This window comes from Alteromonas sp. M12 (assembly GCF_037478005.1).
Lineage (GTDB): Bacteria > Pseudomonadota > Gammaproteobacteria > Enterobacterales > Alteromonadaceae > Aliiglaciecola > Aliiglaciecola lipolytica_A.
On the sequence record NZ_CP144164.1, the window covers coordinates 4284143 to 4298742 of the forward strand.

Genomic DNA, 14600 nt, shown 5'->3' on the forward strand with positions numbered 1-14600 from the left:
AATGCGAATTGGTCATGGTTACGACGTACATAAATTTGGTGGTGAAGGCCCCATAGTCATTTGTGGTGAATTCATCGATTATGAAATGGGCTTGGTCGCACACTCCGACGGTGATGTTGCGCTACACGCTTTGTGTGATGCTTTATTAGGGGCCTGCGCCTTAGGTGATATTGGCAAGCATTTCCCCGACACAGACTCAGCTTATGCTGGTGCAGATAGCCGAGAATTACTAAAACATGTATATGACCTGATTCGCCAAAAAGGCTATCAATTGGCTAATTTAGATATGACGATTGTGGCACAAGCACCCAAAATGGCGCCGCATATTTCCGCCATGAGGCAGAATATTTGTAGCGATTTGCAAGTGGATATTGAACAAGTGAATGTGAAAGCCACAACCACTGAAAAACTCGGGTTTGCTGGTCGAAAAGAAGGCATAGCCTGCCACGCTGTAGTGTTATTGCAAGTAGCCAATACATGATTGCTTTGGGCACTGAGCACTGGCTGCATCAACAATCGGCGCCAACCGCATCGGGTACAATTAAATCGAGTTTCGCTGATTTTGTAGTACGTGAAGAACTCGGATACGAACTGACAGGTGAAGGTGAGCATATTCATTTGTGGGTGCAAAAAGAAGGTTTAAACACCGCTTTTGTCGCGGAACAGTTAGCCAAATTTTGCGGTCTTCCTTTGCGCGCTATTACTTATGCTGGGCGCAAAGACAAACACGCATTAACCCAGCAATGGTTCGGTGTTCATGCACCTGGGAAACAAACCTTTGAATGGCAAGACTTACAATTAGATGGTTTGCGTATCCTTGAATCTAAACGACACAACAAGAAGCTGCGAGTTGGGGCGTTAAAAGGTAATCGCTTTGAACTAGTTGTACGCGAGATAACAGATACTTCACAGTTAACCCAAAGATTAGAGTATATTCAGCAAAATGGTGTACCGAATTATTTTGGCGCCCAGCGTTTTGGTGAATCTCGCCATCATCAGGCGGGGGGAAATTTATTACTAGCACAAACGATGCTAAACGGTGAAACCATTCGCAATCGAAATAAGCGCTCAATGGCAATTTCAGCGTTACGTTCTTGGTTATTCAACGAATTTATACACCAACGGTTATTGCAAAAAACCTATGCTACGCCACTACCTGGTGAGGCCTGTATTTTAACTGGCAGCAATAGTTTTTTTATTGCTCAACAAATAGATCACGAGACACGGTTACGCTTAGAAAAAAATGATATTGTATTATCTGCGCCAATGTGGGGAACCGGTGAGCTAACCACCGAAGGTCAAGTAAAAGAATTTGAGCAACAAGTCGCAAAGCAACAACTCAACGTATGTCAATTACTTGCGGCATTGGGCTTAAAACAGGAGCGTCGAGCTATTTGCTTGAAACCACAAAATTTACAGTGGCAAATTAGCTCAGATACGCTGAATATACAATTTTCGTTGCCTGCAGGATGCTTTGCAACGTCAGTATTAAGAGAGTTAATAAATGCAAATACTGCTGAGCAATGATGATGGTTTTTTTGCCGAAGGCTTAGAAACCTTATACGCCCATTTAAGTGAACTCTATGATGTAACAGTGATCGCGCCGGAGGAAAATTGCAGCGCTTTTAGTAATGCCCTATCGATACGAAAACCGTTGCGAATCGAAAAACAAAATAACGGATTTTACGCAGTTAACGGAACTCCTTCTGACTGTGTGCATTTGGGCATAAACCAGTTTCTAGCAAAAGACCCCACCTTGGTTGTTTCTGGGATCAACCATGGCCCCAATTTAGGTGATGACGTTATCTATTCCGGCACAGTCGCGGCGGCAACAGAAGGGCGATTCATGGGTTTACCTGCTATCGCAGTGTCAATAGCAAGTCACGAATGTAAACACTTTGAAACAGCAGCCAAAGTAGTAGTAGAAATTATTCAGCGTTTGCACAAACATCCATTGCCGGCAGACCAAATTCTTAATATTAATGTACCCGATGTTCCCTACCAAGATCTGCAAGGCATCGAAGTGACTCGTCAAGGGCGTCGCCATCGGGCTGAAAGCATGGTAAAAGATAAAGACCCTCAGGGTCAGGACGTTTATTGGTATGGCGCAATAGGCCAAGAACAAGACGCAGGCCCGGGAACCGATTTTTACGCTGTGGCGCAGAACCGTTGCTCTGTCACTCCCTTGAGTGTAGATATGACAGCTTACAATAGTCTAAATGACATGAAAAAATGGTTAGATATAGAAATCACATAACAATAAGATGAAGTACAAGGAATCACATGAAACGCGCCACTAGAAAAGGTCAATCTTTAGCTCAATTGATACATGCTGAAGGAATACAGGAACAACGAGTATTGCAGGCCGTTGCCGCAACACCTCGAGAATTGTTTCTGCCAGATGCATTGCATCATAAAGCCTATGAAAACACGGCATTACCGATTGGCCAAGGGCAAACCATTTCACAACCCTACATAGTCGCTAAAATGACCGAACTTTTGCTTAGTTCTGATGCTCAAAACCATTCAGTATTAGAAATTGGCACAGGCTCAGGATATCAAACCGCTATTTTGGCGCAATTGTTCAATAAAGTGTTTAGTGTTGAACGAATTAAAGCCTTACAGTTCCAAGCTAAACGCAGAATGAATCAATTGGATTTACACAACGTATCGATGAAACATGGTGACGGCTGGAAAGGCTGGGCAAATAAAGGTCCTTTTGACGGAATTATCGTTACCGCAGCGGCTAGTCATATGCCGACGGAACTTTATCAACAACTGAATGATGGCGGCATGTTAGTGATTCCCGTTGGAACCGACGATCAAAAACTACATGTGGTCGTGCGTGATAAAGATGAGTTCAATACCACGATTGTGGAATCTGTGCGTTTTGTTCCACTCGTCGCCGGCGATATCATTTAAGGTTTGTCAATTACCAAGGAAGTAAATTAGTGAAACCAATTAGTAGAAACACTAAGCAGTTTGTTGGCCTAGGGTTAAAAGGTGCTCTGATGGGAGCTGCAGACGCTATTCCAGGCGTGTCTGGCGGAACTATCGCTTTTATGACAGGCATTTATGAAGAATTAATCTATTCTTTGAAGCAATGTGGACCTGAAGCGCTAAGTATCTTATTTAAACAAGGAATCTTAGCCGCTTGGCAACATATCAATGGCGCTTTTCTAGCGTGTGTTTTTGGTGGCATTCTAGTCAGCGTGATTAGCGCCTCACACCTTGTTATATTTTTACTCGATAGCTACCCTAGTTTACTCTGGTCATTTTTCTTTGGCTTAATTTTGGCCGCAGTTTGGTCGGTAGTGCGACATATCGACAAATGGCGTGCTAGCATATTAGTTGCTTTTCTTTGCGGGGCTATCTCGGCTTTTTACATCACTACTATAACCCCAACACATGTTGAAGCTACCAGTCTTATGGTATTCCTATCAGGCATGATCGCAATTTGTGCAATGATACTTCCAGGCATATCGGGCAGCTTTATTCTATTATTGTTAGGCATGTACATGCCCATTCTTTCTGCCGTAAAGTCCTTTCAAATTGGTACCCTAGCCCTGTTTGCTGGCGGCTGTGTGGTTGGTCTATTGTCATTTTCTCGAGTTTTACACTGGATGTTTGAAAAACATAAAACGATGACATTGGCCTTACTTGGGGGCTTTATGTTAGGTTCTTTAAACAAAGTATGGCCATGGAAACTAGTTGTGGAGAGCGTGGTCAATCGTCACGGAAAAGTTATTCCTTTAGTAGAGAACAACGTGTTACCCGCCACTTATGAGGCTGCCAGTGGACTACCAGCGCAACTGATACCTGCAATCTCTTTGATGCTTATCGGCGCTATTATGGTTGTTTTTCTAGAAAAGTTGGGGACCAAACCGGATTAATTCAGATGCAGAAGCTGGCGAGTTTATGGGCAAATAACATAAGGCGAGAACATTTCTCAGCGCTAGCTTTCATCTTACCTCTTAGTCTAACAATTGTCTTTGTATCCGCCTGCTCCAACCGCTCTACCCCTGCCCCAGTGATCGAACTCTACCAAGGGAAAGATTATCGCGACTTTGAAAAGAACGGATTCACAGGCAGCAAGTATATTGTCCAAAAAGGCGATACTTTATTTTCAATCGCTTGGTTTTCCGGAAATGACTACCGAGATATCGCCTCACAAAACAACATAACAAAGCCCTATGCAATTTATCCAGGGCAAGAATTAGTCTTAAAAACGCCACCTAAAGCAGTTCAAAAAAGAGTAAATAACCAACCTGGTCAGACCACCAAAACAAAAACAAACAGGACAGTTGACCCACCACGAAAGCAAGCGTATGGTAAAAGTAACAAAGATGTTAACAAACCTTACAAGCGGTCAGAAACCATTGAATTCCCTAGTAGAATAGAAAAATGGATTTGGCCTGCAAAAGGGAAATTAGCAACTAAATTTTCGCTTTCAGAGCAAGGCAGTCGGGGTATTGAAATCAGGGGTTCTAAAGGTGACCAAGTCGTTGCCGCCGCTGATGGCAAAGTTGTATACACTGGGAACGCTTTGAGAGGTTATGGTCAGTTGATCATAATTAAGCATTCTGAGTCTTTTTTGAGTGCTTATGCGCACAATGATGCTGTATTTGTAAAAGAACAACAGTGGATTAAGGCGGGGCAAAAAATAGCCTCCATGGGAAGTACAGGTACCGATAAAGTTAAGCTTCGTTTTGAAGTTAGGTACAGGGGCAAGTCTGTTGACCCATTGAAGTATTTACCTAGTAGATAATAACAATAAATAATAATTAGAAAGGCCTATAGGAGAAATGTGGACTAAATAAAATCTTTTAGGAGAATTGTATATGGGTGACAAAAATACCATCGTTGTAAATTTGGCTGAGCCGATTGTAAACGAAAAAGAAATCGACTCGGAATTAGCAGAAATTGAAGCCGATGATGAGAAAGATCCCATGGAAGAAATACTGGCTGGCCAAGAAGAAATCCAGAAAAACTTGGACGCCACGCAGTTGTATTTGGGTGAAATAGGTTTTTCACCTCTGTTGTCAGCAGAAGAAGAAGTGTATTTTGCACGACGCGCTTTAAAGGGAGACGAAGCCTCTCGCAAACGCATGATTGTGAGTAATTTACGTTTGGTCGTCAAAATAGCAAGACGTTACAACAATCGTGGATTGGCTTTATTAGATTTAATTGAAGAAGGTAATCTAGGACTAATTCGAGCTGTAGAAAAATTTGATCCTGAACGCGGTTTCCGCTTCTCAACCTACGCTACTTGGTGGATAAGACAAACCATCGAAAGAGCGATCATGAACCAAACCAGAACTATCCGATTACCTATCCATGTGGTAAAAGAATTAAATGTTTATCTCAGAGCATCACGGGAGCTCGCTCAGAAACTAGATCATGAACCTACTGCAGATGAAATTGCAGATTCACTTGGCAAACCCGTTGAAGACGTAACTAAAATGTTGCGATTAAACGAAAGAATCACATCTGTTGATACACCAATTGGAAGTGAGAATGATAAAGCACTACTAGATATCATTGCTGATGAAAAAGGTTACGGTCCAGAAGAAGATTTACAAGATAAAGATATCAAATGTAGCATCATTCGTTGGTTAGAAGAACTGAACCCCAAACAACGTGAAGTCTTAGCTAGACGCTTTGGATTGATGGGATACGAACCTTCTACATTAGAGGATGTTGGCGCTGAAATTGGTCTCACCAGAGAAAGGGTAAGACAAATCCAAGTTGAAGCATTACGACGCTTACGGGATATGTTAGGACACCAAGGATTAAATCTAGAAGCGCTGTTTAACAAAGATGATTAAACATCAAAATAGTAATTAAAAAGACGTCAAAATTGACGTCTTTTTGTTTTCTGTCTCTTCGCTGTATTTCACTGCAGCTACTTAGCCATTATACGACGCCAAAGCAACTGCCTATAAGGACATTCTGTATTGCGGGGGGCTTATTCGTAGTAACCTACGAATTAACCTTAGAGCTAAAGATGCGGCCTGCAACGATTTGTTTCAGGCCGAAATTTTTCGCTTAACCTGCCCTTAAACACCGGCTTAGGGGTTGGTTAATTAACCAAACTATAGTGCTGCTAATGCCGCGTCGTAATCAGGCTCGTCAGTTGTTTCAGCTACTTGTTGAGTAAACATTACCGTACCATCAGCATCGATAACCACCACTGAACGAGATAATAAACCCGCTAGTGGACCCGTTTTAAATGCGACACCATAATCATCGCCAAAAGAGCCACGGAAACTAGAACCGGTAATAACATTTTCAATACCTTCTGCACCACAGAATCTAGCCGCAGCAAAGGGTAAATCTGCTGAAACACAAATCACTTTGGTGTTATCCAGATCAGCAGCCTTTTCATTAAATTTGCGAACAGAGGTAGCACATGTGCCAGTATCGACAGACGGAAATATATTTAGAATAACTTTACTACCCGCGTAATCCGCTAAGGTAGCAGATGATAAATCAACTTTAACTAAGTTGAAATCTGGTGCTTTGCTTCCTACTGCTGGTAATTCACCAACAGTTTCAAAAGAATTGCCTTGTAATGTAACAGTTGCCATCTAACTCTCCATTTTATTGAGGATTTATTTCACAATAGACTACAGTATAGTCATCTATTGAGGCAAAAGATCATTGCTATGAAATAGAAATATGATTTTGCAGGTCTAAGATTCCAACTAGCCGATAATACAGTTAGTCATGCACAGTCGAATTTATACGTGACTAAGGACTCATTCTTTGGTTTCGCACAAACAAAGGTTACCTATGTCATCAAATTTACGTTTAGTTTTATCTGCACTCATCTCTTTTGTGTTTTATTTTGCTTGGACCTATTGGGCCAACAATATGGTCTCTGAGGATTCTAGTTTAGTATTAAGGTCGGCTATCGTTCAGGGCACGCTGAGCGCGACTATCACCTTACTTTTCACCTTTGCATTAGAAAAATCAGTGCAGAAATTTGGACAAAGTAGTTTTTCGCTTATTTTTGTTGTACCAATTATCTGTACAGTACATTCTAAAACAACCCAGAACATTGCTATCTTTAAGACCTTTAACGCTGCATTGAATCTATCTGCGCAAAAAGCCAGTGGTACTATGGTACCAGGTACACTTTTAGCACCTATTCTTCCCTTATTGGTTCAGGCCACTATTGCTATAACAGTAAATTGGTTGAATCAAACTCCCAACCTGTGGTTAACCGTTGCCCCAAGTATTTTTTTTACTGGTGTATATGGTTACGTTTATACCTTCACGTTACTAAAAGACAGAGAAGCTTCCGTCTAAAATCCACTGCTGCTGTGCGGGTGATAAGCAGTTAAAGTATTCGTCGAACAAAAGTTGAACCAGCTGAAAAGCTGACGTAAGGTAGTCGAATGAATACTATAAATCCGACAAAAGTTGCCTTAATGGACTTGGCGCAAGAGATATTGCAAACCAAGTCATTTTCTAGTGTCTCCTTTCAAACGCTTGCCTTAGGTGTAGGGATTAAAAAAGGCAGTGTTTATTATCACTTTCAAACCAAAGAAGATCTGAGTGAAGCTATCATTGATCGCTTAATGAAAATGCTGCAACAAAGTTTGCTCGAGATTCAAAATGAACCGGTAGAAAATCAACTAAGCATCTACGTTAATTGGTTTGAAAACCATATTGGAGCGGCACAAAAACTATGCCCTGCAGCCAGTTTTGCTGCGACTTGGGACGCGGTTCCCGAACGGACAAAATCAAAAGTACAAGAGTTATATAATCTGCATCAACATTCCTTAGCCAAAATGATTCAAAATGGCAGAGACAAAGGCGTATTTGCTATAACGAATAAGTCTGCTGAAGAGTTAGCCATAATAGCATTTGCTTTGTTGCAAGGAGGTTTGGTGTCCTCCAGGGTATCTCAATCTAGATATGAATTTGAAGCATGCAAAGCGGCGGCGTTACACATGGTCAAAGCAGGCTAACGTCAATCCCCAATGTGGCGAATCAACAACCTTAAGGACAGGGTTGATAGAAGGTATTTTTTGATAGCTCAATTGCTTCTTCAATCACTAAACGCGCAGCAGCTTGCTCACCTAAGTTTCGCAGATTTTCTAACCAACTACGAAACAAACGTTGATCAAATAACGCTAAATTTGTCGCCTTATGAAAAAGAAAAATCGAATGTTCAAAATGTTTTTCCCTTCTTAGCTCTAGCTCCTTTAGTGCCAAATCATTACCCTCAAGTTCGTAAATCACTTCTTGATAAGCCATGCCGATATTTTGCGTAATATTAGTTTTCCCTTGAAATTCCATCGTCTGCCCTAAGGATAAACAAAGTTGTAAAAACTCAACATCCTGTTTAGGTTTGTCGGTACACAGCTTAGATATAATATTGAAAAAACTCGGTTGCGTTGCAGCGGCCCCAAAAGCAGAAAGCGCATTTCGTGTAAAATTTTCATTTGGGCGACCTTGTAAGCTATCTATATAAAGTCCGATATAATCTGCGAAACTTTCTTCGAATAGCGGAGCGCTATTAACTTGGCGAAGCGCATCTTTAACCAAATCAAGAGCATTTCTACTTGCGTGGAAATTAGCAACAGCGAACCACATTGCAGCGTTATCCCCTCCAACAGAAATCGCCTGTTCAACCAGTTGCTGATTGCAACCTTGATGACCTTTATTTTCTGTACATAAACCTAGAATTTGTTCCAGTGCTAGGGAATTATTGGGGAAACGTTGATTGAACGAGAATAACTTATCTAGTCGACTGGCTTGTTCTGACAAATCAGAGAATAACGCATAAGCCAACTGCTTGTGTTCTGACAAGGAACTGTCAAAACTGGCAAATATTTCCCCATTGCTCATGCCTTGATAGTCGGTGATTTGCTCCACATCGCATTCAACAATATAGTTGGGATCGGCTTCGGGCCCAGACTCGATTGAAGCAATTTGCTGTTCGGCAACTTGCTGAGTGTTTTTTTTCAACGGGGTAGCATTAGAGGAAGTAGTAAAGGCAATTTCAGGCTTGAGTGACGAAGTAACCTCGTCATTTTTTTGGATTTGCTTATTTGTAATGAAATTAAACAGAAAAAAACACAAAATAACCCCACCGATAAGTGAGGCTATTTTGGTTATCTTATTCATCGAATTATAATGGCTTATGACCCAAAACTACGCGCGACTGGTAAATTTTTGTTCAGCCGTATTAATTTTAACTTTTTCACCTGCTGCAATATATTCTGGTACTTGAACGACTAGCCCAGTTGAAAGTGTCGCTGGCTTAGTTCTCGCACTTGCCGATGCGCCTTTAATCGACGGGTCAGTTTCAGTAATGACTAGCTCAACAGACGCAGGTAGTTCTATCCCTACAGGTTTACCATCTACAATCAATATCTGTAGACCTTCAGTTTCCTCTGTAAAAAACAGCAACTCTTCAGCAATTGTATCTTTGTCCAATGAAAATGGTGTGTAATCTTCACTGTCCATAAACACGTATTCTGTACCGTCAACGTAAGAAAACATGACTTTACGACGGAAGAACTCAGCAGTATTGATCATCTCATCCGCTTTAAAACTTTCATCAGCTTTTGCCCCGGTAGAAACTTCATACAGACGCATACGGTATAAACTCGCACCAGCTCGACCACTAGGGGTAAGTTTGTTGATATCTTTTACAAGATAGACTTTACCGTTATGTTCAATTGCGGCATTCTTTTTTACTTCACTCGCTTTTGGCATTATTTTGCTCAACTTAAAAATTGCTTACTATTAAAGTATCACGAAGTGTAAAAACACAGAAGTAATTAGCACGCTAAAATACGATTTTTAGGGCTAATTTAAGGGTAAATATATATCTGTGATCATTTCTGTTTCTAACACTTGGGGTCCGAAGCTGACACGTTCGAAAAATAGCGGGAATTTCCCAGGGAGATTTTGCGTAGCATTAAGCCAGTGGGTGAACAAAAACTCTAAGCTATGGGACAATAAATGTTCTGGCCCTATGTGTCTAAAATAGGCGCATCGACAACTAGGAATGGTTTCAAAATGCATATTTTCAGCCAGAGCATACGAATTCGATTTAATTTCTACGCCTAATCCGAAACGGTATTCAGTTTCAGTAGCCTGCCTAGGATCATCATAAATAATATTAAATGTACGACTGTTGACAGGCGAAAGCTGGTTGGCTTTTCGCCACGCAACGAAGTTTTGAATACTCAGCGGTAAAGTTCGCGGTGAGCCTCGATGGCTTAAAATGGCGATATCCAACTCGGCAAATTCAACAATTTCCACATCACTGAGATTAAGTTCTGGGCGCATATAATCTTCTAATTAACTCTCTACACGATTTAAGGTAAGAAATTGATAGTTATACTTATTTTTCTCATCGGCTAAGTGAGACTCCGTTTCTATAACTTCCCAATTAGCTGACTGATTATAATCAGGGAAATACGTATCTCCTGCCACGGCCAAGTCAATTTGAGTCAAATACAGGCGATGGCATAATGGTAAAAAATGACTGTAAATTGTGCCGCCACCAATTATCATCAGTTCGTCTATATCGCCAGCGGCTTTGACAGCGTCCTCACAACTCGACACAACGATAGCATCTTCGAGCTGGTACTCAGAATCACGGCTAATGACGATGTTTAATCTACCGGGAAGGGCTTTACCGATGGACTCATAGGTTTTCCTCCCCATCACTACGGGCTTACCCAAAGTCGTACGCTTGAAGTGACCTAAGTCTGCCGGAAGGTGCCAAGGCATACTGTTATCAGCCCCAATCACACGATTCTTTGCCATCGCAGCAATCATTGATATCAACATATAAATTTACAGCCTTTAAACAATACTAATTTAAAAAATGCGTAGCGCATTGGTTGTGTTAACTTGCTTCATTCTAACACTTTTAAATATCTAAATGTGTCGTGTAATAGTTACAACTTAGGTAAAATTTTCAGAACAACTCTCTGTAGTTTTTTAATCTAAAAGCCCCTAAGCCACCTGCAGTCTATGCTATACCAGCATTTTCCAATTTTGGTTCAGTTTTTGCTTTACTGACATAGATATCGTGATTCTTATAAACCATTTGAAGGAAGTAATTATGAAACTCACAAAACTATTGATTGCAAACATAATGGCGTTAACGCTTTTCAGCGGTTTGGTTCATGCCGAAGCAATTAGCTCTTCAAGCGTAATGCAAACTCAATCAACTCAATATAACAAACAACAAATTATTTCTATGTTTGATCGAGAAGAAGTGCAGAATAAACTCGTCGATTTAGGCGTTGAAAAAAAAGACGCGCTAGCCAGAATTAATGCAATGACGGACAGTGAAATTAATCAACTGAATGCCCAGCTTAACGAAGCTCCAGCAGGTGGTATTGTAGGAACTATTGTGACTGTGCTTGTGGTTATTGCGGTATTAGATGTGTTGGGAATTACCGATGTTTACCCGTTCATTCGTCCAATCAACAGCTAACATAATATTTACCGGATGAAAAATATCACCTTGGTTGTGCAGTGGCTGCTATTGGTTGGCGCTTTCTGGCTAACCGGATGTCAATCGACGCCACAAGCGGACGCCTTGCAGGCGTCTGCGCCAACGGATATACCGAGTCAAAAGAATCTCGATGACGTTCCTTTTTATCCTCAGCAAGAATTTTACTGTGGGCCAACAACCTTATCGGAGGTGTTCGCCTATTATGGAGAGCAAGTCTCCGCTGAAGATATTGCGCCTAAGCTATTTATTCCTGAAAAAGAAGGCAGCTTGCAATTGGAAATGGTTTCAGCTGCTCGGCAGTATGGCTATTTAGCCTATTCTGGACGCGGAAATTTGGAACAATTACTTTATTCAATTGAGCATGATGTGCCTGTCATCGTTTTTCAAAACCAATCAATTTCTTGGTTGCCTATGTGGCATTATGCATTGGTCACTGGATATGATCTCGATAGTCAAACTATTCAGCTCCACACAGGGGTCACCGAAAGCCATACTATGTCATTTGAGCTTTTTGAGCGCCTATGGCAAAGGGGGAATTATTGGTATTTGATGCCCTTACCTGCGGGATTAACCCATAATAATTTGGACGCATTTAAATACACTAGTGCAGCGTTTGACATGCTACAAACCGGCCAAGTGGAAGCAGGTTTAACAAACTTAGTTGCTGCGACAAAACAGTGGCCTGAACAATGGCTAGGCTACTTTTTGCTTGCTAATCATTTCGCCGAGTTCGATTATCAACAGGCTAATCAATGGTTTTTCAAAGGTTGGCAGTATGGTAAAGATCAGGGTGCTTACCTAAACAATTACGCTTACTCTCTTGCCAATCAAGGATGCCCTGTACAAACGCGGCAACTGATGGAATATGCCTTAGACAAATTTCCAGATGATGATTTGCTAAAGCGCAGCTATGCTGAACTCTTAACAGAAACAACAGAAACAAAAACGCCTGAAAATACTTCAGGCGCTCAGTGTCAATTACCTAGCTTAGTCGATTAAAAAAATCTACTCTCTAGTGTAAACCACTTCTACATCGTAATCGTCATCGTCGTCATCAAAATCATCATCATCATCATCATCTAAGTGATCATCTTGTTGTGTCTGACTGTGGTACGCATCCCATTTGAAGTTAACTTCTTCCTCAGACTCTTCCAAACTATCCATTTCATTTGGCAGTGTATCTAAGTAATTCATGACTTCGCGACAAACTTCGTCGGTGTTTTTCTTCTGGAATGCTGAGATTTGGAAACTTGGGCCATCCCAATCTAATGCTTCAATGATCTTATCGCAGATTTCTTTGGCTTCTTCTTCGAGCAACAAATCGATCTTATTGAAGACTAACCAACGTGGTTTAGCCGCCAATTTAGGACTGTATTTGTCTAATTCAGCAATAATTGCTTTGGCATTTTCAACCGGATCAGATTCATCAGCGGGTAATAAATCAATCAAATGTAACAGTACCCGACAACGCTCTAGGTGTTTCAAAAAGCGTATGCCTAAGCCAGCTCCATCTGCAGCTCCCTCGATTAATCCAGGAATATCCGCTATCACGAAGCTACGTTGAGAATCCTGTCTTACTACCCCCAAATTAGGTACAAGAGTAGTAAAAGGGTAATCAGCAACTTTAGGTTTTGCAGACGATACCGAACGAATAAAGGTCGATTTACCGGCATTAGGTAACCCTAATAAACCAACATCGGCAAGCAACATCAATTCTAGACTTAACCAACGAATCTCTCCTGGAGAACCGTTAGATTTTTGTCTTGGGGCACGGTTGGTACTACTTTTAAAACGCGCATTACCAAGGCCATGGAAACCGCCTTGCGCCACTTTCAAACGCATACCGTGTTTGGTCAAGTCACCTAAAGCCTCACCAGTATCTTTATCGGTGGCTCTGGTACCTACGGGTACTTTAAGCTCTAAGTCTTCGCCTGCACGCCCTGTACAATCACTGCCTTGGCCATTTTTGCCACGTTCAGCACGGTGAAAACGTTCAAAGCGAAAATCAATTAAGGTGTTAAGGTTTTCATCTGCTACCAGATAAACGCTGCCGCCATCACCACCATCGCCTCCATCAGGGCCACCCCTAGGAACGTATTTTTCGCGGCGAAAACCGATAACGCCATTGCCGCCGTCTCCAGCTTCAACACGTATTTCAGCTTCATCTACAAATTTCATCTCACACCTCAATTAAGCTTACACGGGCCAAGTAATATATTACTCCGCCCCAACTTTTTTCTCTAGCAATAAAAAGCCCCGCAAGAGCGGGGCTTTTTCAATTTACTTGTTAGCTCGTCTTACTCTGCAACGATGCTTACATATTTGCGGTTCTTAGGACCTTTAACACCAAATTCAACTTTGCCATCAGACAATGCGAAAAGAGTGTGGTCTTTACCGATACCCATATTATCTCCAGGGTGGAAACGAGTTCCACGCTGACGAACAATGATATTACCAGCTAATACTGACTCGCCACCGAAACGCTTAACACCTAAACGTTTACTTTCTGAGTCACGACCGTTATTAGTACTACCACCCGCCTTTTTATGTGCCATTAGTTCGTACTCCTATTAAGCGTTTATACCAGTGATTTTCACTTCCGTGAACCACTGACGATGACCTTGGGTCTTACGAGAATGCTTACGACGACGGAATTTGACAATTTTAATCTTGTCACCACGACCATGAGAAACTACTTCAGCAGTTACTTTGCCGCCATCAACATAAGGCATACCAATTTTTACATCATCACCATTACTAACCATCAAGACATTATCGAACTCAACCGCTTCACCCGGTGCGACTTCGATTTTCTCAAGACGAACGGTTTGGCCTTCGGCCACACGGTGTTGTTTACCACCACTTTGGAAAACCGCGTACATATTTAACTCCGCTCTGCGCCCACGGCGCTACAATTCAAAAACAGGGCGCGAATTGTACGTGAACTGAACTATCGTAGCAAGCCTAAATCGTAATTATTTTGGTAAAAGCTCAGCTTTTTCCGTGAACAGCCATAATATTCGGTTACTTGACTAGATAGATCTGTGTTTTTATGTAGAATTGCACGCATATTAACATACCGTAAAAATGAGCCAATTAATTA

19 protein-coding genes are annotated in these 14600 nt (G+C 41.5%); 11 read left to right on the top strand and 8 right to left on the bottom strand.

Features of this window, described 5'->3' with window-relative positions; all coding sequences use genetic code 11:
- Position 1: 1 nt before the first annotated feature.
- The 7 genes from ispF (at position 2) to rpoS (ending at position 5828) form a co-directional block, all read left to right on the top strand.
- On the top strand, positions 2 to 481 hold the full coding sequence (gene ispF / locus VUI23_RS18385; protein WP_216049049.1) for a 2-C-methyl-D-erythritol 2,4-cyclodiphosphate synthase: 480 nt from the start codon (positions 2 to 4) through the stop codon (positions 479 to 481).
- On the top strand, positions 478 to 1527 hold the full coding sequence (gene truD, locus VUI23_RS18390; protein ID WP_342805323.1) for a tRNA pseudouridine(13) synthase TruD: 1050 nt from the start codon (positions 478 to 480) through the stop codon (positions 1525 to 1527). The genes ispF and truD overlap by 4 nt, the downstream gene beginning before the upstream one ends.
- Complete coding sequence (gene surE, locus VUI23_RS18395; RefSeq protein ID WP_342805325.1) at positions 1505 to 2257, top strand: 5'/3'-nucleotidase SurE; 753 nt, start codon at positions 1505 to 1507, stop codon at positions 2255 to 2257. The genes truD and surE overlap by 23 nt, the downstream gene beginning before the upstream one ends.
- Positions 2258 to 2283: 26 nt before the next feature.
- Positions 2284 to 2922, top strand: a complete 639-nt coding sequence (locus VUI23_RS18400; RefSeq protein WP_216049052.1) for a protein-L-isoaspartate(D-aspartate) O-methyltransferase — start codon at positions 2284 to 2286, stop codon at positions 2920 to 2922.
- Positions 2923 to 2951: 29 nt separating this feature from the next.
- Positions 2952 to 3893: a DUF368 domain-containing protein gene (locus VUI23_RS18405; RefSeq protein ID WP_303500461.1), complete on the top strand. Its 942-nt coding sequence runs from the start codon at positions 2952 to 2954 to the stop codon at positions 3891 to 3893.
- Positions 3894 to 3898: 5 nt separating this feature from the next.
- On the top strand, positions 3899 to 4768 hold the full coding sequence (locus tag VUI23_RS18410) for a peptidoglycan DD-metalloendopeptidase family protein (RefSeq protein WP_342805327.1): 870 nt from the start codon (positions 3899 to 3901) through the stop codon (positions 4766 to 4768).
- A gap of 73 nt (positions 4769 to 4841) precedes the next feature.
- Positions 4842 to 5828 (top strand): RNA polymerase sigma factor RpoS, encoded by a 987-nt coding sequence (rpoS, locus tag VUI23_RS18415; protein ID WP_216049054.1) that lies wholly within the window; start codon positions 4842 to 4844, stop codon positions 5826 to 5828.
- A 267-nt stretch (positions 5829 to 6095) separates the two neighbouring features.
- Here the strand turns inward: rpoS and tpx are convergent, their stop codons facing one another.
- Entirely contained in the window at positions 6096 to 6590 is a 495-nt protein-coding gene (gene tpx / locus VUI23_RS18420) for a thiol peroxidase (RefSeq protein ID WP_303500457.1), read from the bottom strand.
- Positions 6591 to 6795: 205 nt separating this feature from the next.
- Between tpx and VUI23_RS18425 the strand changes: the two genes are divergently transcribed.
- Together VUI23_RS18425 and VUI23_RS18430 are read left to right on the top strand one after the other, a co-directional pair.
- Positions 6796 to 7314 (top strand): hypothetical protein, encoded by a 519-nt coding sequence (locus VUI23_RS18425; protein ID WP_216049056.1) that lies wholly within the window; start codon positions 6796 to 6798, stop codon positions 7312 to 7314.
- Positions 7315 to 7403: 89 nt separating this feature from the next.
- Positions 7404 to 7979 (top strand): TetR/AcrR family transcriptional regulator, encoded by a 576-nt coding sequence (locus tag VUI23_RS18430; RefSeq protein ID WP_216049057.1) that lies wholly within the window; start codon positions 7404 to 7406, stop codon positions 7977 to 7979.
- A 31-nt stretch (positions 7980 to 8010) separates the two neighbouring features.
- Here VUI23_RS18430 and VUI23_RS18435 read toward each other — a convergent pair whose 3' ends face one another.
- The 4 genes from VUI23_RS18435 to folA all read right to left on the bottom strand — a co-directional run bounded on the left by VUI23_RS18435 (position 8011) and on the right by folA (position 10821).
- Positions 8011 to 9141, bottom strand: a complete 1131-nt coding sequence (locus VUI23_RS18435) for a hypothetical protein (RefSeq protein ID WP_342805329.1) — start codon at positions 9139 to 9141, stop codon at positions 8011 to 8013.
- Between the two features lie 27 nt (positions 9142 to 9168).
- Entirely contained in the window at positions 9169 to 9735 is a 567-nt protein-coding gene (gene yeiP / locus VUI23_RS18440) for an elongation factor P-like protein YeiP (protein WP_342805331.1), read from the bottom strand.
- Between the two features lie 93 nt (positions 9736 to 9828).
- Complete coding sequence (locus VUI23_RS18445) at positions 9829 to 10314, bottom strand: GyrI-like domain-containing protein (RefSeq protein WP_342805333.1); 486 nt, start codon at positions 10312 to 10314, stop codon at positions 9829 to 9831.
- 12 nt (positions 10315 to 10326) lie between these two features.
- On the bottom strand, positions 10327 to 10821 hold the full coding sequence (gene folA / locus VUI23_RS18450; RefSeq protein WP_342805335.1) for a type 3 dihydrofolate reductase: 495 nt from the start codon (positions 10819 to 10821) through the stop codon (positions 10327 to 10329).
- Between the two features lie 277 nt (positions 10822 to 11098).
- Here folA and VUI23_RS18455 point away from each other — a divergent pair, with 277 nt between their 5' ends.
- Both VUI23_RS18455 and VUI23_RS18460 read left to right on the top strand, forming a co-directional pair.
- Positions 11099 to 11476: a PA2779 family protein gene (locus tag VUI23_RS18455; protein ID WP_342805337.1), complete on the top strand. Its 378-nt coding sequence runs from the start codon at positions 11099 to 11101 to the stop codon at positions 11474 to 11476.
- Positions 11477 to 11491: 15 nt separating this feature from the next.
- Positions 11492 to 12496 carry a PA2778 family cysteine peptidase gene (locus tag VUI23_RS18460; RefSeq protein WP_342805339.1) on the top strand — a complete coding sequence of 335 codons (1005 nt, stop codon included), beginning with the start codon at positions 11492 to 11494 and terminating at the stop codon, positions 12494 to 12496.
- A gap of 6 nt (positions 12497 to 12502) precedes the next feature.
- On the opposite strand, the gene cgtA is transcribed toward VUI23_RS18460, so the two are convergent.
- The 3 genes from cgtA to rplU form a co-directional block, all read right to left on the bottom strand.
- Positions 12503 to 13675, bottom strand: a complete 1173-nt coding sequence (cgtA, locus tag VUI23_RS18465) for an Obg family GTPase CgtA (protein WP_342805341.1) — start codon at positions 13673 to 13675, stop codon at positions 12503 to 12505.
- A 119-nt stretch (positions 13676 to 13794) separates the two neighbouring features.
- Positions 13795 to 14052: a 50S ribosomal protein L27 gene (rpmA, locus tag VUI23_RS18470; RefSeq protein ID WP_216049065.1), complete on the bottom strand. Its 258-nt coding sequence runs from the start codon at positions 14050 to 14052 to the stop codon at positions 13795 to 13797.
- Between the two features lie 15 nt (positions 14053 to 14067).
- Complete coding sequence (gene rplU, locus VUI23_RS18475) at positions 14068 to 14379, bottom strand: 50S ribosomal protein L21 (RefSeq protein ID WP_216049066.1); 312 nt, start codon at positions 14377 to 14379, stop codon at positions 14068 to 14070.
- Positions 14380 to 14600: the final 221 nt, after the last annotated feature.